This window comes from Vibrio sp. T11.5, assembly GCF_027587155.1.
Lineage (GTDB): Bacteria > Pseudomonadota > Gammaproteobacteria > Enterobacterales > Vibrionaceae > Vibrio > Vibrio neptunius.
In genome coordinates this window covers 36,133-56,282 of record NZ_JAPPTP010000027.1, presented here as the reverse complement: position 1 = coordinate 56,282, position 20,150 = coordinate 36,133, and the positions used below count along the sequence as shown (strand labels likewise).

At 46.4% G+C, this 20,150-nt stretch carries 16 protein-coding genes; 9 read left to right on the top strand and 7 right to left on the bottom strand.

What is annotated here, in order from left to right; all coding sequences use genetic code 11:
* Positions 1-444: 444 nt before the first annotated feature.
* The 3 genes from malG to malE form a co-directional block, all read right to left on the bottom strand.
* Positions 445-1,335: a maltose ABC transporter permease MalG gene (malG, locus tag OH455_RS19935; RefSeq protein WP_045977101.1), complete on the bottom strand. Its 891-nt coding sequence runs from the start codon at positions 1,333-1,335 to the stop codon at positions 445-447.
* A gap of 11 nt (positions 1,336-1,346) precedes the next feature.
* Positions 1,347-2,918 carry a maltose ABC transporter permease MalF gene (malF, locus tag OH455_RS19930; RefSeq protein ID WP_269982578.1) on the bottom strand — a complete coding sequence of 524 codons (1,572 nt, stop codon included), beginning with the start codon at positions 2,916-2,918 and terminating at the stop codon, positions 1,347-1,349.
* A gap of 72 nt (positions 2,919-2,990) precedes the next feature.
* The gene (gene malE / locus OH455_RS19925) at positions 2,991-4,172 is read right to left on the bottom strand and encodes a maltose/maltodextrin ABC transporter substrate-binding protein MalE (RefSeq protein ID WP_045977099.1); all 1,182 of its coding nucleotides are present in this window, start codon (positions 4,170-4,172) and stop codon (positions 2,991-2,993) included.
* A gap of 668 nt (positions 4,173-4,840) precedes the next feature.
* On the opposite strand from malE, the gene malK reads away from it, so the two are divergent.
* Positions 4,841-5,962, top strand: coding sequence for a maltose/maltodextrin ABC transporter ATP-binding protein MalK (gene malK, locus OH455_RS19920; RefSeq protein WP_269982577.1), 1,122 nt, complete (start codon positions 4,841-4,843; stop codon positions 5,960-5,962).
* A 227-nt stretch (positions 5,963-6,189) separates the two neighbouring features.
* Here malK and hutZ read toward each other — a convergent pair whose 3' ends face one another.
* Together hutZ and hutX are read right to left on the bottom strand one after the other, a co-directional pair.
* Positions 6,190-6,720, bottom strand: a complete 531-nt coding sequence (gene hutZ, locus OH455_RS19915) for a heme utilization protein HutZ (protein ID WP_045977097.1) — start codon at positions 6,718-6,720, stop codon at positions 6,190-6,192.
* Between the two features lie 80 nt (positions 6,721-6,800).
* Entirely contained in the window at positions 6,801-7,304 is a 504-nt protein-coding gene (gene hutX, locus OH455_RS19910; protein ID WP_269982576.1) for a heme utilization cystosolic carrier protein HutX, read from the bottom strand.
* Between the two features lie 485 nt (positions 7,305-7,789).
* Here hutX and OH455_RS19905 point away from each other — a divergent pair, with 485 nt between their 5' ends.
* From OH455_RS19905 to OH455_RS19880, 6 genes are read left to right on the top strand one after another with little or no spacing between them, the layout of a single operon-like run.
* Positions 7,790-8,479 (top strand): energy transducer TonB, encoded by a 690-nt coding sequence (locus tag OH455_RS19905; RefSeq protein WP_269982575.1) that lies wholly within the window; start codon positions 7,790-7,792, stop codon positions 8,477-8,479.
* 2 nt (positions 8,480-8,481) lie between these two features.
* Complete coding sequence (locus OH455_RS19900; protein ID WP_045977095.1) at positions 8,482-9,171, top strand: MotA/TolQ/ExbB proton channel family protein; 690 nt, start codon at positions 8,482-8,484, stop codon at positions 9,169-9,171.
* On the top strand, positions 9,168-9,584 hold the full coding sequence (locus OH455_RS19895) for an ExbD/TolR family protein (RefSeq protein ID WP_045977094.1): 417 nt from the start codon (positions 9,168-9,170) through the stop codon (positions 9,582-9,584). Before OH455_RS19900 ends, OH455_RS19895 begins: the two co-directional genes overlap by 4 nt.
* A gap of 8 nt (positions 9,585-9,592) precedes the next feature.
* Positions 9,593-10,447 carry a heme/hemin ABC transporter substrate-binding protein gene (locus OH455_RS19890; protein ID WP_206376125.1) on the top strand — a complete coding sequence of 285 codons (855 nt, stop codon included), beginning with the start codon at positions 9,593-9,595 and terminating at the stop codon, positions 10,445-10,447.
* A 10-nt stretch (positions 10,448-10,457) separates the two neighbouring features.
* A complete protein-coding gene (locus OH455_RS19885; RefSeq protein ID WP_045977092.1) occupies positions 10,458-11,495 on the top strand; it encodes a FecCD family ABC transporter permease in 1,038 nt (345 codons plus the stop codon).
* Positions 11,495-12,277, top strand: coding sequence for a heme ABC transporter ATP-binding protein (locus tag OH455_RS19880; protein WP_269982574.1), 783 nt, complete (start codon positions 11,495-11,497; stop codon positions 12,275-12,277). The genes OH455_RS19885 and OH455_RS19880 overlap by 1 nt, the downstream gene beginning before the upstream one ends.
* A gap of 31 nt (positions 12,278-12,308) precedes the next feature.
* Here the strand turns inward: OH455_RS19880 and OH455_RS19875 are convergent, their stop codons facing one another.
* Positions 12,309-13,514 carry a sugar efflux transporter gene (locus OH455_RS19875; protein ID WP_269982573.1) on the bottom strand — a complete coding sequence of 402 codons (1,206 nt, stop codon included), beginning with the start codon at positions 13,512-13,514 and terminating at the stop codon, positions 12,309-12,311.
* A gap of 190 nt (positions 13,515-13,704) precedes the next feature.
* Here OH455_RS19875 and OH455_RS19870 point away from each other — a divergent pair, with 190 nt between their 5' ends.
* On the top strand, positions 13,705-14,598 hold the full coding sequence (locus OH455_RS19870; RefSeq protein ID WP_269982572.1) for an AraC family transcriptional regulator: 894 nt from the start codon (positions 13,705-13,707) through the stop codon (positions 14,596-14,598).
* Positions 14,599-14,687: 89 nt separating this feature from the next.
* Positions 14,688-15,941 (top strand): peptidoglycan DD-metalloendopeptidase family protein, encoded by a 1,254-nt coding sequence (locus OH455_RS19865; RefSeq protein ID WP_269982571.1) that lies wholly within the window; start codon positions 14,688-14,690, stop codon positions 15,939-15,941.
* A gap of 308 nt (positions 15,942-16,249) precedes the next feature.
* Here the strand turns inward: OH455_RS19865 and OH455_RS19860 are convergent, their stop codons facing one another.
* Positions 16,250-19,840: a hypothetical protein gene (locus OH455_RS19860; RefSeq protein WP_269982570.1), complete on the bottom strand. Its 3,591-nt coding sequence runs from the start codon at positions 19,838-19,840 to the stop codon at positions 16,250-16,252.
* Between the last annotated feature and the right edge of the window lie 310 nt (positions 19,841-20,150).

The following is a 20,150-nucleotide window of genomic DNA, read 5'->3' as shown; positions in this document are numbered from 1 at the left end:
AGTTAAAATAGGCTAACTACCTATAAAGCTCGCAAAATCAGATTAAATCATTTAAAAAACAACTGATTTGAATTGATTGTTTTTTGATCGATCATAAATAGAGACCACATTAATTTAGGATAAATTAACAACAGGTAAATAGGGTAAATCAACCAACCAAAAACAAGGCTTATCTGTGTTTATGGTTACATTAAAACCAATGATATTTTTACTCACCACACCGCGATGAGACCACAATGGCGGATTCGCAGGCATAAAAAAGCCCGGGTCAACCCGGGCTTTGGTTACAAAAACTGTTAGTTGTGAAATAGTAAGGAATCTAAGCTAACAGCCAGCTATGCGTAACGCCAGTTTTGCCCTCTTCTTAACTGATCAGCGGCCAAACCAAAAGTGTTAAGTCGAGAAACAAAATGGGCGACCCTGCGGTCGCCCTTATCTTTCTTATTAGCCTTTCACACCACCGGCGGTTAAACCTCCAACCAACCAGCGCTGTGCAAGTAAGAAGACGATGGTAATTGGTAATGCAGACAAGACGGCTGCTGCCGCGAAATCACCCCAGAGATAGTTCTGAGGGTATAGGTACTGCTGCATACCAACCGCTAATGTGTACGAGTCTACATCAGAAAGTAGCAAAGATGCCACTGGAACTTCACCGACCACCATAATGAATGACAAAATAAACACTACGGCCAGAATAGGCACTGATAGAGGAAGTAGAACCAATCGGAACGCCTGCCAAGGTGTCGCGCCATCCAATGCTGCTGCTTCTTCCAACGAGTTGTCAATCGTCTCAAAGTATCCCTTAATCGTCCAAACGTGAAGCGCGATACCACCGAGGTAAGAGAAGATTAAACCTCCATGAGTATTGAGACCTAGGAACGGAATATACTGACCGAGTTTATCGAACAACGCATAGATGGCGACCAAAGCCAGTACAGCTGGGAACATCTGGAAAATCATCATTGCTTTTAGGATGGTGTTTTTGCCTTTGAACTTCATGCGGGCAAATGCATACGCCGAAGTGGTAGACAGTGACACGATGAGAATCGAACTAATACCCGCTACTTTCACCGAGTTCCATAACCATGTTAGAACAGGGAATGGTGGTGGCGTTACCGACCCATCCGCATGAGTGACTGAGAAGCCTAATGCCAGTTTCCAGTGCTCTAAAGAGGGATTTTCCGGAATAAGACTGCCCGTTGCGAAATTACCTTCACGGAATGAAATTGCGATGATCATCAACAAAGGGAAGATGATCAGTGCTAGGAAAGCCCACATTGCAATGTGAGTAGCCCAAACACGGTATTTTAATGACTTACCTTGTACCATTGCCATTATGTTTCTCCTTAGTCCTGAGCTACTTTTGTGACACGAAGGTTTAACAGTGCTAGCGCACCAACCAACAGGAAGATCAGCGTTGCGATTGCACTTGCCAAACCAAAGTCTTGACCACCAGCGCCTTCAAATGCGATGCGGTATGTGTAGTTAACCAGAAGGTCTGTATAACCGGCAGGTTCCGAAGTACCAATCATGTTCGGGCCGCCTTGCGTCAACAATTGAATCAATACGAAGTTGTTGAAGTTAAAAGCAAAGCTAGCAATCAGCAGCGGTGTCAAAGGTTTGATCATCAAGGGTAGTGTGATGCGACGGAAATTGTCGATAAAGTTCGCCCCATCAATCGCTGATGCTTCATACAAATCTTCCGGAATCGCTTTCAGTAGGCCCATACATAGAATCATCATGTAAGGGAAGCCCAACCAAGTATTGACGATGATAATCATCAGTTTTGCTAAGAAGGGATCAGAGAACCAAGTTGGGCTGATACCAAACATCGCTTCCAATACCATGTTTACTTCACCAAAGCTCTGGTTGAACAAACCTTTGAAGATCAGAATCGAGATAAACGCAGGTACCGCGTAAGGCAGAATCAATAGAACACGATACACCGCACGCCCTTTCAGCTCTTCCCACTGAACGACGCTTGCCAGAATTAATCCAATCAGTACGGTTAGCGCGACACTAACGGCTGAAAACACAATTGTCCAAATGAAAATACTGATAAAGGGTTCTTTAATCCCGTCGTCTTTCCAAACACGTTCAAAGTTATCTGTGCCAATTGTGACGATGAAACCAGGTGACACCGTTGATCCCACAAATTGGCCATTGTTATCAACAGGCTGGTAAAAGCCAACGTCGTTGTTAGGACGCAGGGTCTCTTGCGTCTCATTGTTGTAGAGTGATTCTCCATCAGCTTGCAAAGTGTACAATGGCACCACAGCAGCAAACTTGCGTAAACCACTCATGCGGATGTCTTCACCGGATGGCATGTGCAGGTCTACCGCACCAAGAACGGATTTGTTCTTGATGATGGTTTTAATTTTCTCTTTTTCGCCTGCTACTTGCTCAACAGGAGACAACGACATATCACCTGGTAGCGTAGCGAGGTTGAATTCTTCCGTTACGAATAGCTGGTCACCTTTTTTGACTGAGATACGATGGCCATTCTCTGTCTTGATCAGGGAAAACGGATAGCTATCACCACTTTGATAAGTACGATCAAGCAGAACAGACTGAGCACGTTCAAAGGAGAGCTGATTTTTTGCACTGTAGTTAGTGAAGGCAAGACCAACGGTGTACGCCAGTGGAAACAGGATGAATAAAATCATGCCTGCGATGCCTGGATATATGTAGCGATGTGCGTAAGTCTTTTTACTACCAAAGATATAAAGAGCAAGTGCGGTTACGATAAGGGTAAGAAGTGCGAACGCAATCTCACCGCGTGAATACATTAAAATCGTCGCGTAGCCATTAAGAATACCGACTGAGCCAAGAAGTGCCCATTTTATGAATACATTTTTACTTGAAGGCAAGCTCGTTGTTGGTGATGTCATTGCATCTGTACCTTGAACTGACTGCATAAAAAGAACCTGCTAGCGATAATAAAACAAAAAATGAAGGAGGAGTTACCCCCTCCTTAAAAAGGTCGACAATTATTTTGTCATTTGTTTTTCTGCGTCAGCCAGAGCTGCATCTACAGACTGACGACCATCAACAATGTTGATGATGGCGTTCTTAGCACTGCCCCAGAACGCGTTCATTTGTGGGATGTTTGGCATGATTTCACCATTCATCGCGTTGTCCATTGTCGCTGCAATACGCTTATCTGAGTCTAGCTCACGCTGGAAAGAGTTTAGCGCAACCGCCCCTAATGGCTTGTCATTATTTATTTTGCGTAGGCCATCGTTAGTTAGAAGGTAGTTTTCAATGAACTCAACCGCTAGGTCTTTGTTTGGCGACGCTGTGCTGATACCTGCTGTCAAAACACCAACGAATGGTTTAGAAGATTGGCCATTAAATTTAGGCAAAGTGGTGACACCGTAGTTGATGCCAGATTTCTCGATGTTGCCCCACGCCCACGGACCGTTAATGGTCATCGCTGTGTTGCCTTGGTTAAATGCAGACTCAGAAACAGAGTAATCCATGTCAGAAGAGATCACACCTTTGTCTACCAGACCTTTTACAAAGTCCATCGCGTCTTTCACGCCTTCATTGGCAATACCCGCATCTTTAACGTCATAACCTTCCGCACCATATTTGAATGCGTAACCACCGTCAGCAGCCATTAACGGCCATGTGAAGTATGGTTCTTTCAGGTTCCACATAATGGCAGACTTGCCTTCTTTCTTTAGTTTAGTGTCAAGTGCTTCGACTTCTTCCCAGCTCTTTGGTGGGTTTGGGACAAGGTCTTTGTTGTAGATCAGAGAAAGTGATTCAACCGCCACTGGGTAACCAATGATTTTGCCGTTATATTTCACCGCATCCCAAGCAAAGTCTACGATGCCTTCTTTGACTTCTTTAGACGGCTTAACCTCACTCAGAAGACCCGCTTCTGCGTATCCGCCAAAACGGTCATGAGCCCAGAACACAATATCAGGACCGTCGCCAGTCGCTGCTGTTTGAGGAAACTTATCTTGTAGCGCATCCGGGTGAGCCACTGTCACTTTGATGCCAGTCTCTTCTTCAAACTGTTTACCTACCTCAGCCAGTCCGTTGTAACCTTTATCGCCGTTTATCCAGATAGTTAATTGACCTTCTTCGATAGCAGCATTTGCACCAAATGAGCCAAGAGCAACTAGGGTCCCTAGTGCCACTGTGCTTAGGGCATTTTTCATGTTCATATCCTTTTTATATTTGTATTGTAGGGCTCCACCGCTGGGAGGTTTCACCGTATTTCGACATACATTTTTAGCTAAACTGTCAATTAGCTCATCCTCCTACTCCCTACGCCCTCGGTATTATGGCCTATTTTCGTGATCATCATCTGTCACCCTAGGCGACAGAAATCACAAAAATGATGCTTAACGTGATCGGCTTCACCATCAGACCCCAGATTTCTTTGAACTCGATCTAACTCCGTGCAGTGAGCGCTCCTCTCCCTACTCCCCGTCTACTACCCCTTTAAAAAAAACCATCAGGAGGATGTAGTCACCATGCAATAAAGCCAAACTATAGTCATCCAAGAGTGGATGGTAAGAACCCTTTCCAGTGTGTTCAGTCATTAACTGAAGCTGGTTTGCAATGCCGCGGGGTTCGCTGTTATGAAGTAGATGTTCTTAGTGATTCTGGTGTCATTACCAGTTTGGATTCAACGGGGGAGACAGTTACTTTCATACGGGGGAAGCGAACTTTTTTTTGGCTTTGACGGGTGATGCGATTGAATCCATCACCCTTATTTTCTTACACTTCAATTCACCTTACCGAATTCCTACTCTTACTGCTCGCGCAATAATTCATATAATGATGGGCAGTAAAATAAAAATATTGATCGAGGGCGAGCTAGATGGCGAGTGTCACGTTAAAAAATGTATGTAAAGCTTATGGAGACGTTTTAATTTCAAAGAACGTCAATCTGGACATTCACGAAGGCGAGTTTGTTGTCTTCGTCGGTCCATCAGGCTGTGGTAAATCAACCTTGCTACGTTGTATTGCTGGTCTAGAAGATATTACTTCAGGTGACCTTTATATCGGTAAAGAACGCATGAACGATGTTGAGCCTTCTCAGCGCGGCGTCGGTATGGTTTTCCAATCTTATGCGTTGTACCCACACCTAAACCTATACGACAACATGTCGTTTGGACTTAAGCTGGCTAAAGCCGATAAGGGTGAAATCGACAAGCGTGTTGAACACGCTGCGGATATTCTTCAACTTAGTCACCTGTTGGATCGTCAACCCAAAGCCCTTTCAGGTGGACAACGTCAGCGTGTAGCGATCGGGCGTACTCTCGTATCGCAACCGAATGTTTTCCTGCTGGACGAGCCACTGTCAAACCTAGATGCGGCCTTACGTGTTCAGATGCGTTCTGAAATCACTAAGCTTCAGCGTAAACTCGGTTGTACCATGATTTACGTGACTCACGATCAGGTAGAAGCGATGACCATGGCCGACAAGATCGTCGTGTTGGATGCAGGCTATGTGGCGCAGGTTGGTAAACCACTTGAGCTTTATCATTACCCACAAAACCGCTTTGTGGCGGGTTTTATCGGCTCACCTAAAATGAACTTTATGAGTGTCTTTATCGAAGCCGTAGAAGACGAGCGCGTCATGGTTCAACTCGCCAACGGTACCGCTTTTTGGATTCCAGTCGATGGCCGTACGGTGACCCGGGGCGAGCGTATGTCATTGGGGGTTCGCCCTGAGCACTTGCTTCCCGCCGATCAAGGGGATGCTGCTATTGAAGGTGAAATCAATATCGTTGAAAAGCTAGGCAACGAGACTCAGGTTTACATGCACATTGACGCGGCGGATGCCGATATGATCTATCGCCAACCGGATACACTTGCAGTCGAAGCTGGCGATAAACTAATGGTAGGTATTCCAGCACACCGTTGTCACTTATTCCACAGTGACGGCATGGCTTGCCGTCGCTTATACAAAGAGGCAGGAGTCGATTTCGAAGAGTAATCGACAAGCGATTATAACTACGCTCGGCTTAATGCCGGGCGTTTTTATTTCCATTACTTGATACTATTTGGGCATTGGATAACTTTTGCTCACCAATCCTGCTTCAAAGACTTAGTGAACTTGGTTGGTCTAACAAGCGAGTATAGGCATAGCATTGGCTAACAAATTGGTGCAGATACAATAAAGGGAGACAATATGGCTCCCTCTCAGCTCATTTGCGACCCAAATTAAGCGCTTTCAACCTGCTTATGGCCTTCTTCAAGGTGGACAAAATCAACCAGATCATCACCCGATACCTGATAAGCCTGACCAAAGCCTTTTACAAACAGACCCTTTTCCGCTTTGAGGTTAAAAAGAACAAAATCTTGTAGTTGGCTCAGGCCATCAATGATTTCACCAAAGCGGTCTTTCATCTGACTTACCACCTGCTGCCACTGCTCTGATTCACGCTCCACGACTGTCGCGACCGCGTCGAACGTCAGTCGCTTACGTGCAAATAGCTGCTTTGACGTGTCTTCGTCTTCAATCATCATAATAGAGACATTAGGATTGACTTGCAGGTTGCGAGCGTGACGCGCAATTTCAGAAATCAATACGAAGTAACCCTCTTGGTTTTGAACAAATGGCGCATAGCTCACGTTTGGTTGACCATCTGCATCAACGGTGGCGAGTTGAAGCGTGCGACGCTCTTGACGAAACTCTTTGATTTCTGGACCAAGACGACCTTGAAGACGCTCTTGTTTTACTTGTGGATCCATTGTGAACTCCTGAATTTTCAATACGTTTTATTTCTATTCATCTTGGCATCCGACACAGTCTTTCATGCCGGTGCTCCTATTTATTTGCGTAGCTCTTGCTGCCACTGCTTGAATGTTTCTACCTGTTCGGCGATCAGCTCACGCTTTTCATTACGGCCAAGGTAAATCTTAAAAATGTTATTGCCTTGTTCACAGAAGAAGCCAAAGTAGTGGCTTTCACGTCCCATGAAGGGCTTGCTAACCAAAGCGATATTTTTCACATTGTCTAACTTAAGGTGACCATGGAGTTCACCTTCCTTACCCATCAAGTTGTAATAACCTCGGGCCAATTTGCCTTTCGGGAATGGCGCTTTCACTTCGAAGATAGAACCAAATGAATGCATTATGGTGGTCACTGGGCCAAAACCAACCAGGTTTTCCAAGAAAGACTGTGCTTGCTCTCCCGGAGCCAAAGCGATCATCTCTTCTGGCAGAGCCGCTACCGCTTCAAATTCAGAAACGTCTAGACGCTCTGCAATTGCAACTGGGAGAAGTGTGGGTTCTTGCTCGATCAGTTGAGCGACTTGTTGTTTTAATGCTTCCATAATAATTCCACTTAGAGTGTCACTTTGTGTGACGCGATTGCTTCAGAATGAGTTTTTGCACATGGTCCTTCCGCCAAACTTCAAATGGCGTCAACTGCTAACCAAACATAACGTGACCTGTTAGTAAAAGTAGTTGATGGCGGCTGACTTCACTTTGTTTAAACGCCGCTTGGGACATAGACAAACGCGTCCAATACATGTTGCTTGGCGGTCATTTTGATGCCAGTTCATACCCAGAGGCCCTGTCTGATGTCATTGCTAGTGGCCTATCCTTTGCCCAAATTGATTGAACAAATTTATCAATTGCCAACATCACATAACATCTCTCAACGCTTCTGGTATAAGGGCTGACGATAAATGCTCCATCAATGGCGACGATCATAAAATGGAGGAAATGATAATGCAATTGATAATTGATCTTATTTCGATTGTAAGTAATAATCTCACTCCGTGTTGTAAAAAATGATTCATTCGTGAGGCTGGTAGTGAACCTAAAAAGATATGCGATAGCAGGAGGCGTTTCACTCGCTCTTCATACCGCTGTTCTCTTTGTCGCTGATGAACCAAAGCTTTATGCGATGCCTGCTGGTGCTCAGTCTTCCTCGGTCACGCTTAATTTCAGAGCCGTATCCACTCCGCAACCACCAGCCGTTGCTCAACCTTTACCAGCCCCTAAACCTTCAAAGCCAGTGAAAGAATCACCACCGGTAAAAGAGAAGTCGGTGGTAAAAAAGCCAGCGCCTAAGCAGAAAAAAGTGGTTGAGAAACAGGTCGCTCAGAACGTTGAGAAACCTGAACAAAAAACCATTGATAAAGAACCTGATGTTAAAGAGCAGCAGGAGAAACCAAAAACGTCCAAACCCGCTGAAGTCAATCAGGGCGCGAGTCGCGAGCCCGTTTTAATCAAGAAGCCAAGTTTTCGCTCACCACCTTCTCGTCCTTCATATCCTCGATTGGCACAAAAACGCCACATAGAGGGGGTCGCTATGTACGAAGTCTGGCTGGATGAGAATGGCAATCAGGTAAAACAAGTCCTTATTTCTTCTTCCGGAGCCACTATTTTGGATAACTCTGCTCTGAAAGCCATTAAACAATGGGAATTTTCCCCAAACATCGTTAACGGTCAAAAAATGGCTTATCGAGTCAGACTACCTGTCCGTTTCAAATTGGATTAACCATGGAACAACTACATCAATTACAACAGCAGCTTGGCTTAATGACTTGGCCACTGATCATTTGCTCAGCATTGACCGTTATGATCATCACCGAGCGTTTGTTTCAAGTCATGATCAGTCTTGGCGTAGGTAAACGCGCCATTCGCCATCAACTCAACCAAATCTCCCCTAGCGACAAACAGCAACTAGAGGCCCTAGCCGAGACGCTTTCTCCGCGTCGCCCGCTTCTCTACAAAGGTGTGGCAATGCTGTTAGCTCACCATTCATTTTCCAAAGTTTTGCGTGAAGATGCGGCAGGCATGTGGCTTCAGGAAAAGCGTCATCAACTTAATTCTGGTCTGCGCTTGCTAACACTCATTGGAGTGATCAGCCCATTGATTGGTCTGCTGGGAACAGTACTTGGCCTGATTGACATGTTTAAGGGCGTAGCTGCATCAACGGGTAATATTACGCCCAATGATCTTGCTGACGGCCTAGGTTTAGCTATGCGTACCACTGCTGCTGGCCTACTGATTGCCTTACCAGCTATCGCCGGGGCTCAATTGCTTAGCCTGTGGGCTGATAAAGTGATGGCCAAACTAGAACACACCCTCAATTACGTTAACTTGTGGTTGGAAGGTATCAGTCTGCAACACGTTTCTCCTCGCGTTTCTCAACAAACTTCTATACCCGTTACCGAGGCGTCGTCATGATTAAAGTATCACAACAGAAGAGTGACTTCGGTCTTACCCCCGATCTCACTCCTCTACTGGATATTATTTTCATCGTCATGGTGTTCCTAATGCTCACCGCGGCCGTCAAGCTAGATTCGCTCGAAGTCGACTTGCCAGTCACCGACTCACAAGCCGTTTCAGAGGTGGATAACAAATCGATCACCGTCAATATTATCAACCATGAGCCTTACTGGGCAATCAATGGCAAAGAATACATTGACTGGGAGAACTTCACGCTCGCGCTACTCGAACAGCACAAATCAAATAACCAACCGATAGTGATTGGCGCAGAAAAAACCGCTGACGTGCAACACCTCGTCAAGCTGCTCGCTTTTTTACAAGAAAATGGTATTCAGGCCACACAGTTACTTACAGAAGAGTCGATAAAATAGAGTCTATTATGCTTAACAAAAAATTGATCAACGGATTGGTCGCCCTTTCTCTTTCTGCGATTGCGGCTAGCGCCATCGCCAATGAACGTATTATCAGCGCGGGTAGCGCGGTGACAGAACTTATTCTTGCTTTGGAGCAACAAAACCAACTGATTGCTGTTGATGTCACCAGCGAACTGCCACAAGACCTTACTCTGCCAAAGATTGGGTATCATCGCCGTTTATCGCCCGAGGGCTTGATGGCACTTAACCCAACACGCTTGATTGGTTCAGATGAAATGGGGCCAGAAACCAGTCTGAATCAACTAAGAACCGCTGGTGTTGAAGTCGATATCGTCAATACCTTACCAACCCCTGAAGGCTTACTGGCACGTATTGATGAAATTGCGGCTCTAACCGATAGCCAGAAAAACGCCCAAGCACTGAAAGCAGAGGTCAACCAGCAGATCTCAAGCCTTGAGAAAAATAAAGCGAAGACCAAGCAAGCCAAAAAAGTTCTGTTTCTGCTGCTCCATGAAGGACGCTCAGCCAACGTCGCAGGGGCAAGCACAACCCCCAACGCGATCATTGAGCTAGCCGGAGGCATTAACCCAGCAGCTGGTAAGTTGGATTCTTATAAACCTCTCTCAACCGAAGCCATGGTTGAGATGCAACCTGATGTCATTCTGGTCAGTGGCCGGAGTTATGAGAAGATGGGGGGTGCCGACGCCATTCTGGCCAAGATGCCACTCTTGGCCGCCACACCTGCAGGGCAATCAAAAAACATTATCAAAGTTGACGGCCATGCGTTGGTCGGCGGCCTTGGTTTGAAGAGTCTTTCTGAAGCTGAACGTATCAGTCACATTCTAGCTGGTGTGGAATAGCAATCCGCTTATGTTGTTACGTCGTACCCCTTTATCTGCAACGCTTTTGCTGTTTGGCTCTGTTCTAACGCTGACAGCACTGGCATCGGTAACCGTTGGCCCAATGAAGATTAGCTTTATGGACAGCGTCTACAGCCTTATCTTACGTTCCAATCAGCTTGCACCGCACATCAATATGGTTATCCACGAGATTCGCTTCCCTCGAACCGTTCTCTGTATGTTAGTCGGGGCAATACTAGCGATTTGTGGCACTGTCATGCAGGGCCTGTTTCGCAATCCATTGGCTGAACCGGGCATTATTGGTGTCTCTGCGGGCGCATCACTCGGCGCTGCGTTTGCTTTCGTCATGTTTGCCACGTTCAGCCTTGACTACCCACAGCTGATGAACTTCGCAGCCGTGCCTCTGTTTGCTTTTTTCGGTGGAGCCCTGACGACCATCATGGTCTACCGACTGGGGACCAGCAAAATGGGCACTTCTGTGACCATCATGCTGCTCGCAGGTGTCGCAATTAGTGCCCTCTCCGGTGCGGGCATCGGCTTTATGAGCTTCGTCGCCAATGACCAAATGTTGCGTGATCTATCCTTGTGGCAAATGGGCTCTCTGGCAGGAGCAAACTGGACCAGCATTGCTCTTTGTGCTGTAACCTTACTGATTCTGCTGGTAGTGTTTATGCGTAAAGCGATGCCACTCAACGCATTGCTGCTTGGCGAAGCCGAAGCGAATCATCTTGGTGTCCCCGTACAAAAGCTCAAGCGTCAATTGATATTGCTGACGGCCGTAGGCGTCGGAGTCACCGTCAGTGTATCAGGGATGATTGGCTTTATAGGCTTGGTGATCCCTCATTTGGGAAGGATGCTTTCTGGACCAGACCACCGCAGTTTACTGCCCATCTCTGCTCTAATGGGCGCGCTGTTGCTTACCTGCGCTGATATGTTCTCTCGAGTCGCTTTCGCGCCTGCAGAACTCCCCGTAGGTATCGTCACCGCCATTATTGGTGCGCCGTTCTTTATCTATCTGTTGTTTAAACAAAAAGGCAAGATTTTGTAATGGGTGAAGTTGTACTATCCGCAAAGAACATCTCGATCAGCTTTGGTCAGCGTCAGGTTCTAGACAAGATTGATATCGAGATCAAATCAGGGGAAGTCACGGCCTTGCTGGGCCCCAATGGCGCTGGAAAAAGCACGTTGCTCAAATTGCTTTGTGGTGAAATCCCGTCAGATAATGAAATTCACTACTTTGGTCAACATAAGGAAAAATGGGCAGCAAGCACCTTGGCGAAGCACCTAGGTATGCTTCCTCAACACAGCACATTGAGCTTTCCATTTTTGGCACATGAGGTCGTCGAACTCGGCGCGATACCGCTTAATTTGGCCAATAAAGAGACGCAAACACTTGCCAAAGCTTGCATGAAGATGACCGATGTCGAACATCTAGCTCAACGGCTCTACCCTTCTTTATCTGGAGGAGAAAAACAGCGCTTGCATCTGGCTCGTGTACTGGTTCAGTTAGCCCATTCAGGTGATAATAAAATCCTAATGCTCGATGAACCGACGTCCGCACTCGACTTGGCACATCAACATAATACTTTAAAGATTGCGCGCCAATTAGCGGATCAGCACAACACGGCGGTCGTGATTGTGTTGCATGATCTTAATCTGGCAGCGCAGTATTCCGATCGCCTAGTCGTGCTGCACAACGGTGATGTGGTCTGTGACGCGCCACCATGGCAAGCGCTGACACCAGAAATGATAGCGTCGGTGTATGGTTACGCCTCGATCATCAACAAACATCCGACGATGGACTTCCCCATGGTTTATCCCGCCGCATAGCATAGAGGAGCGCAACCGCGCTCCTTTTTCATCACACCCCTACACGATGTTGTGAGTTGAGTCTCTGCATCACAGCACTTTTGGCCTTGGACGAAAACAGCATCAGCAACAACAAAGCAGAGGACACAGCGCATAAACAAACATAGAGAGCGCTGTAATAACTGTAAAGCTCACCCACCACACCAACGGCTAGGCTGGCAATCAACATACTCACATTGAGTAAGTTGGAAAACAGCGTCGATGCCGTTCCTAACCTGTCACGCATCATGTTTTGTAACACAACCATTCCCAATGTAGCGCAAGTGCCAATGAAGACACCATTGAATATCTGGGCGACGATCAACGTCATTTTATCTGCCGCCGTCAGCATGATCAGAAAAAATACACAACCACTCATCAAGCCAACACAGATCACTCGCACAGCGCTATATCTGGCAGCCAACTTCCCAGCGTAGAGCATAATGGGGATCTCACACAGTGCGGCAACACCGAACAAGACCCCCAGCCAATTGGCGTCTACGCTGAGCTCTTGTGATAGGTACAAAGGTATACTAACGATATACAGGTTGTTAGCAGTAAAAGCACATACAAGGACACCAGCATAGATAACGATCATTAAGTTGAACGAAGAACCCTGCGCCGGCGTTTCGTTTTGTTCCTTTAGAGGCTTCACCGCACTCCCTGGCAGGTAAAAACCAATTACCGCAATCGCCACGCTCACTATGACGGCGGAAGTCATGAAAGACGCACTGAATCCGAACTGTGCTTTGAGGACAAAGGCGATCGGAGGACCGAACACCCATGCAATAGCAATACCCGCTCTCATAATAGATAAAAAGCTCGTGCTGTCTTCGAATTGACTATCGCCGTACTCTCTTCCAAGGGCAAACAACTGACCAAAGGCAGCCCCGCTAACACTCCCAAATAGGGTCACCACCAGGATCGCCAACCAGAACTCGCGAATAAAAATAAAACTCACTACGGTCACTAGGTAGCAGCCCAAAGAAACCATCAGTATTCTTTTTCTCTGCCAGCCTTGATCAGAATAACGAGCGATCATCTGCGAAACCATCACAGAACTGACCACGGCCACCACCATGTAAACTGACAACATCATGGGAGGCGCCCCTATGGCTTCAACCATAAACAAACTAGAAAGAGGGTAAAAAAATGCTCCGCATAAGCCGGAGATGAAAGCGGTAACAATGAATAACATCGCGATTTTATCTTTAAACATGTGCCTGCTCTTTGTAGCAAATAGACGAAACAATACCGAGGTTTGATTCGCTTAAGTCTAATCAATCAATAACCGCCAAATTAATGGTATTCGACCTATATCTAATACTTTGCCTTCAAGAACTGCATTTTCATTGACAGCTTTCGCCTAGTCTATTTAGCCTAGTATCGCCTCAGTAAAGGACGTTACATTGAAACCGTTTATCGAAAATATCAGTCACCAAGCCAGCTTCAACTGGTTGATAAAACACTTTCACTGCCCAGTTCCAAAGCAGGAATACGCCTGCCCATGGCACTATCATGCTGAATACGAACTGGTGATTTATCTCGACCCTGATCAAGTCTTCGACGGCAATTACTTTGCTGGCGATGGCATTGGCAAAATTCATAATCTGTCGATGTTTTTGTACGGCCCTGGGTTACCCCATATGTTGACAGGACGTTTATCCGGAGAAGGACAAAAATCCCACCATACGATCGTTATATGGTTGAAACATCAATGGCTTGAGCAGATACAAGAACTGATCCCAGAAGCTCGCCAGTTACAGCGATTGTTAACTGACTCTGCCTATGGCGTCGAGTTCAGTCAACCAGTCGCCCAGAATGTCCGTGATCTGGTCGAGAACTTTGATGGTCTAAACCCTCAACGCCAAGCATTGCGCATTGTCGAGATAATACTTTTGCTCACCGATGACAGCACAAGGCGCAGGTTATCCGCGTCTCCGTATTACTTACATCAATTTAAAGACGACAAAGAGTCGTACTTGCGAATTGAAGAAGCTCGGAAGTACATAGAACAGCATTACCATCAGCCGCTCAAAATGGATAACTTGTGTCAGCTTCTCCATATGAGCGAAAGCGCCATCTATCGCATGTACGAAAAACACTATGGTGTGAGCTTTTCACAACACCTCAAACAATATCGTATCGGCAAAGCCTGCGAACTACTGGCAAGCTCAGACAAGCCAATCGCACTCGTCGCAGAACTGGCAGGGTTTCACAACCTGTCTAACTTTAACCGTCAATTCAAAGCAATGAAAAACATCACGCCTTCAGCGTTTCGTAGGCAATTTAAACCATACTAATCCGGCTTAGACATCATAGATGTCAACACTACAAACCCATCAAATGTTATGTTATAACATTTAAATACAACCATAATGCCGAACGCACCATGCCATTGAACCGCTCATTGCTGATCTTGATTGCTCTCACCTGTTTCTCCATCGCTGCACTGATTGAAATTGAGCACAACGAAAAAGCCCAATCAACCCCGACCTCGGTAACGACAGTCTCTTATCATTCACTGCCGGGGGCGATCCCCCCACCCAATCATCCCATAAAGGTGCACTACATAGTGAAAGTCGGCGATACGTTGAGCTCGATCTTCTCATCCTGGAACCTCCCTTATCATACCTTGCAGAAGGTACTGGAGGCTGACCTTACTTCGCTCAAGCTCGATACGATAAAGCCCGGCGACCATCTGGAATTTGTCATAGACGCAGATTCTCGACAACTAAAGTCACTCATTTTCCACCAAAGTCTGGTTGAGCAAGCCATTTATGAAAAAGAGACCAGCGGGCAATTCAGCTACCGCTTTGAAGAACAACCCGGACAGTGGCGTTCAAAGCTCTATTCCGGCAACATTAAGGGCAGTTTCTCGCTGACAGCTCACAAACTAGGCTTAACAACCACACAGATCGCTAACATGACTCGCGTCTTGGGAGATAAAGTCAACTTCGCGCGCGATCTGCGCGCTGGCGACTCCTTTAACATTCTGGTCAATGAACAGTATTTGGCGACACATAAAACCGGCAATACCGAAATTGAAGGCATCTCATTGACAATAAGAGGCAAAGAGGTCGCTGCGTTTCTAGCACCAGATGGCCGCTTCTATGACAGGCAAGGCAATAGCCTAGAGCAGGCCTTTGACCGATTCCCAGTTACACGCGCCTATCGAAGAATCACCTCACCTTTTAACCCAAAAAGAAAACATCCCGTTACGGGCCGAATCTCTCCCCACAACGGCACCGATTTCGCAACGCCAGTCGGAACACCTATCTATTCGACGGGCGACGGTAAAGTGATTGCGATCAGAAATCACCCCTATGCAGGTAAGTATCTGGTTATAGAGCACAACAGCGTTTATAAAACACGCTACCTTCACCTTAGCCGCTTTCTTGTTAAGAAAGGGCAACACGTTAAGCGAGGCCAGAAAATTGCACTCTCTGGCGCAACAGGACGCCTGACAGGGCCACACCTTCATTTCGAAGTGTTGGTGCGAAACAAAGCGGTCGATCCAATGAAAGCCAACCTGCCTCTTGCGACCTCCATTCCGAAGAGTATGTCCCAAGCGTTTACGGTTAGAATGGCCAGATTTGATGACAAAGTAGCTGCGAAGAATGAACTCGTCACGACAGACGCATAACATTCGATTCAGCAACGTTGGCAATTAGGGACCACTCATTCTCATTACAAGCGTCAGGACATTGATGAAGTGGGCTAGAGTTGTTCCTAATCCCAAGTTTTGTTCGCCAAAAACTTCGAACGGTGTGTACTCGTACGACCAGCACCAATACTATATGTTATCTGTTGGTATACAGTGAAACGACAGCGCTAAGCAGTCGTGTGTGGATGACTTTTGGGCTTTGGTACCGTCAATGGCATGAACTTCCAAACACCCTTGGCATCATCGCCAAGAGTGTTTGATTAATTAGTAAGATTAGCTCGGAGGTCTTACGCCAACAGTAGGCACTTAGCCACTGCCTCTTTCACAAGGCGTGATCGGTCTTTTGTTAACGGCTCCATCAATTGCGTCGCATCATTCACTTGGCTTAAGATCTCTGGAAGTTGTGCACGCCTGCCTGCGTGAAGGTACTTCAGCGTGCGCTTAAAGTCGCCATATTGTCCACGAGCATGGGCTTGAATAAACTCACTGCAAGCTTCAAACTCAGCGTTTTTAATACAGAATAACGTCATGTGGGCAGTATCAATCTCTAATTGCAACATCCAATTGAGTAAAAACTGCATGCCCTGCTCAGAAACTTCTGCTTCCCTCTCTTCTTCTAAGTAGCTGTCGAAATCAATCTCACTGTGGGAAAGTTGATGCAATAGCCAAGCTTTACCGTGTTGTTGCTCGATAAATTTAAAGCCGCGATAATCATGGTTGAACATAAGTTTGACAAACTTGTCACGCACAGGCTTTTCAAGCATCCACATTAATTGGCCCAAGCTGTAGAGGCGATATTCATCCAGACTTGGACGCAAGTTCTCTGTTGCTATTTGCGCACGATACAATGCGGAAATGGTCGGATAATCGATATTCCCAGCAAGGTAGGCTAAAGTTTGCTCGACTAGATACGTAATACGTTGTGATGTTTGTTGCAGTTCAGCAATACGCGTTAGCAGCGCATGAGGCTCAAGGGCCTCATCAACAATCACTAACATTCCACTTGGCAGACCGCTGCGGTAAATCTCGAGCGGCACGTCATTGTCAGCCATAAGCACAACATATTGATCACCTTGTTTCTGCACCACTGTACTAGCAAGCCAGCTCATACCATCCATATGGCAAGGCTTATCATGTACGGTGTTGTCATCGACGATCACTGGTTTGCGCAGTTTAGCCGGCACTTTTTCGCCCTCACCCACATACAGACAAAGGGTTCCTAGCTCGTGAGCAAACGCAAATTCCCACGACGTAACGTTGTGCTGAATAAACAGTTGCAGCGCTCGCTTAAAATCATGCTCTATGTCTAAAGTAATGCTTGGATATTTAAGTGATGCATGATGCAAGAAAGCCACACGGTCACTCTCGTTGATAAACTTCAAACCTTCATGTAGCGCCTGCGCGTTTTGACGATCTTGGCTGCCAAACATACTGGTTGAGGTATTGGTGATCTCACTGTAGCGATCCAGCCAACTTGAATATTGTTCAATGTCGCCAGTGACACGGCTCATCCGGTAGGCGTCGAGAATACCTCTGTCGATACCCGCTTTTATGAGTTGATCGTGAATGTCTATCTCATCCAATACGTTATTGAACTCGATGCTCCATGAATCATCAGAGTATGCACGCAGCACGTTTCGCGCAACCCGCACAGGCGCTAAAGCGGTAATAAATGTCCATAGGCGATCGGCTTGCGCTCGTTGCGGTAAAGGCAGTTGTCTTAACCAAAAGGCCATTAAGGTAAAGCGCTGGAAGTCTTCATCGTGATCGTGTAAAAAATCATAACCTTGTTGATATTCACTGAATTTATTGAGGTAGAGATCGCCTCGACAAACTTGATCACGCACTAGTTGTGGTTCTAAAAGCGCCATCACACTCTCTTGATCTTCACTTGGGTTTTCGGCGCAGAAGTAGTCGCGTACTCGGGCGACATCATGTTCTGTTAACCCTTTGTGTTCTGGGCAATGATAGCCTCCCTTGATAAAGGCTTTATCCAGCATTTTATCGACCGCTTGCTGCCAGATATTCTGCTGATTTAAGTCATTGATCAGCGCTTCACTTACCTGATCACGAATACGTTGATTGAAATCTGTGTGCAATTGATAACATGTGAGAGCGATAAAGCCCATATGTGCTCGTGGATAATGCTTCGGATGACATCGTTCACGAGAACTTCGCAGTACACTGTCGACCATCTGAAGATTCTTTTTGTACAGAATGCCATCCACATCTGTGAAAGCGTAGAAGATGGATTGTATCTCACGTGTTAGGGCGCCATCTTGCTCGTTGTCTGATTCGGTTTGTGGTACTGGCAACTGGCTGTAACGGCGGTAATAGTCTTGGCGAGACATGAGCGGTTGTTCTTCGTCCGTAAGCGACTCCATCATGTACTCACTAAACTCGCGTTTACCCAATGCTCGATAGAAGACATCGATGACTCGTAAATACTGCTCGCATCGCGCCTGAAGAAGAGAGGCTTCGCTGTCTGGGGTGATGTTGAGAGTGATGGTCAATCCATTGGCATGTTCAATCGTGGTTTCTTGACCGAAGTGATCAGTTAGTAAATCCCCACGCACAAGATCAAGAACACCTTCGATCTCGTCTGCAACACCTTGGTTGTTGTATGCCCACTTGTGTACATGGTCATCAATATGATCCGCCATCTCTGGCGCATGCTGGCGGGCAAGAGGCAACAGTTCAACCTCTGAAAGTGTCTCCAAAGCATCTATTTCAGAGCCATCTTCGATGTAGCGCCATAAACACTCGCCCTGTGGAAGAGCAAGGATCAAAGGTTTGAGCACTTCACTGCCATAGTTAAGGTCATAACGGCGATCGTCGCGTTCCCGAGAGGCCAGATATTTGGCGCGCTTCTCCAAGGCGCTATCCGCGGGTTTGACTAAGTCAGTAGTAACTTGGCTTTCGATGTAACATTGCAAGTCGTACGCTTCGTCTTCGAGAGTGCTAGCCATAAAAGGCTGCTGCATAAAACTGTCTTCTTGCTCATCACACGCATAGCGACCAGCAAATAGAGTTTGGTAGAGCCAAATAACCGGTTTATAACTGTTCCACTCTGCTTCATCTGGTTCGTCATCATAGATCCCGTCGTAAGTTTCAAGCAAGACTGGCTCGGCGATAAAACGTTCTAGCACCATCTGTTTAAAATGGTCATACTGGCTCGGATTCTGTTGTAAGTATTCGCCCAAAGGTTGATGAGTCGTTTCCTCACTGTAGCGATCAGCCATAAACATCCCTAAGCGGAAACTCGAATTGTCACACCAAATGAACGCTTTGATGACCTCTGGATGCCAGCCATGCTCATTCAAAAACGTAGCAAGGTATTCCTCATATTGAGTGGCATGCTCATCATCCCAATACGGCACAAAGAACTGACCGACTAGGTAGGCAAATTGCAGATCGGTTTTTGCCAGCATATACAAGGCTTCAATGCCAAAGACACGCATATCATCTAGCCACATGTCATCTGTATCATTGACGCGGCGTGCATACGCAACGATCGATTTGGCGGTCTCAACTACGCTTGGTTTAAGCTGAGGGTATTGCAGTGCTGCGGCGAACAAAATCACTTCCGAGATATACACTTCGCGCTCATCAGTAATTTCATGAGCGTAGTAGTGGCGTCCACCTTCCTGCCCCATATTAAGGGCTGATTTTAACAGTTTGAGGTTTTCACCAGCATCGCTTGGCTGTAAGCGGCGCACACCGTGTGCGTCTTGCTGCTTGAACTCCACATCAAAATGGTGCGGGTTGAAAGCATCGCCACTTTTTAATAGGGCTTGATACTGGTGAAGTGCAGATTCAATTTGCTCAGGTTTGTGGATATCAAGGGTGATTATTTGGTGTTTATCAAATTCGCTCATGGACCGATACTGCTTGATTAAAAATGTAATAACACTATTTCAAAACCCTGAAAACGCATACTGATGCATATGTTAATTGTGACTACATTCAAATTTTGCCAGTTAGTCAAACGCATTCATTGTTCAGGTAGACCCATTTTTGCTCGCTCTGTGGTGCAAGTACAGCGTTTAACCACACGCTTTTAAACAGGTTTTCGTTTCGACATTACCCCAACGGGGACAGGCGAATTGTGCGCAAGGCACATCTTTTGGGAGTCAATGCTATTGTTCGCAGGCTTGTTCGTTGAGGCTTACTCGCCATCGCTTGTGG

Excerpts from the sequence above, each read along its gene's own strand:
- malG (WP_045977101.1), bottom strand. The coding sequence starts at position 1,335 with ATGGCAATGGTACAAGGTAAGTCATTAAAATACCGTGTTTGGGCTACT.
- malF (WP_269982578.1), bottom strand. The coding sequence starts at position 2,918 with ATGCAGTCAGTTCAAGGTACAGATGCAATGACATCACCAACAACGAGC.
- malE (WP_045977099.1), bottom strand. The coding sequence starts at position 4,172 with ATGAAAAATGCCCTAAGCACAGTGGCACTAGGGACCCTAGTTGCTCTT.
- malK (WP_269982577.1), top strand. The coding sequence starts at position 4,841 with ATGGCGAGTGTCACGTTAAAAAATGTATGTAAAGCTTATGGAGACGTT.
- hutZ (WP_045977097.1), bottom strand. The coding sequence starts at position 6,720 with ATGGATCCACAAGTAAAACAAGAGCGTCTTCAAGGTCGTCTTGGTCCA.
- hutX (WP_269982576.1), bottom strand. The coding sequence starts at position 7,304 with ATGGAAGCATTAAAACAACAAGTCGCTCAACTGATCGAGCAAGAACCC.
- OH455_RS19900 (WP_045977095.1), top strand. The coding sequence starts at position 8,482 with ATGGAACAACTACATCAATTACAACAGCAGCTTGGCTTAATGACTTGG.
- OH455_RS19895 (WP_045977094.1), top strand. The coding sequence starts at position 9,168 with ATGATTAAAGTATCACAACAGAAGAGTGACTTCGGTCTTACCCCCGAT.
- OH455_RS19890 (WP_206376125.1), top strand. The coding sequence starts at position 9,593 with ATGCTTAACAAAAAATTGATCAACGGATTGGTCGCCCTTTCTCTTTCT.
- OH455_RS19885 (WP_045977092.1), top strand. The coding sequence starts at position 10,458 with ATGTTGTTACGTCGTACCCCTTTATCTGCAACGCTTTTGCTGTTTGGC.
- OH455_RS19880 (WP_269982574.1), top strand. The coding sequence starts at position 11,495 with ATGGGTGAAGTTGTACTATCCGCAAAGAACATCTCGATCAGCTTTGGT.
- OH455_RS19875 (WP_269982573.1), bottom strand. The coding sequence starts at position 13,514 with ATGTTTAAAGATAAAATCGCGATGTTATTCATTGTTACCGCTTTCATC.
- OH455_RS19865 (WP_269982571.1), top strand. The coding sequence starts at position 14,688 with ATGCCATTGAACCGCTCATTGCTGATCTTGATTGCTCTCACCTGTTTC.
- OH455_RS19860 (WP_269982570.1), bottom strand. The coding sequence starts at position 19,840 with ATGAGCGAATTTGATAAACACCAAATAATCACCCTTGATATCCACAAA.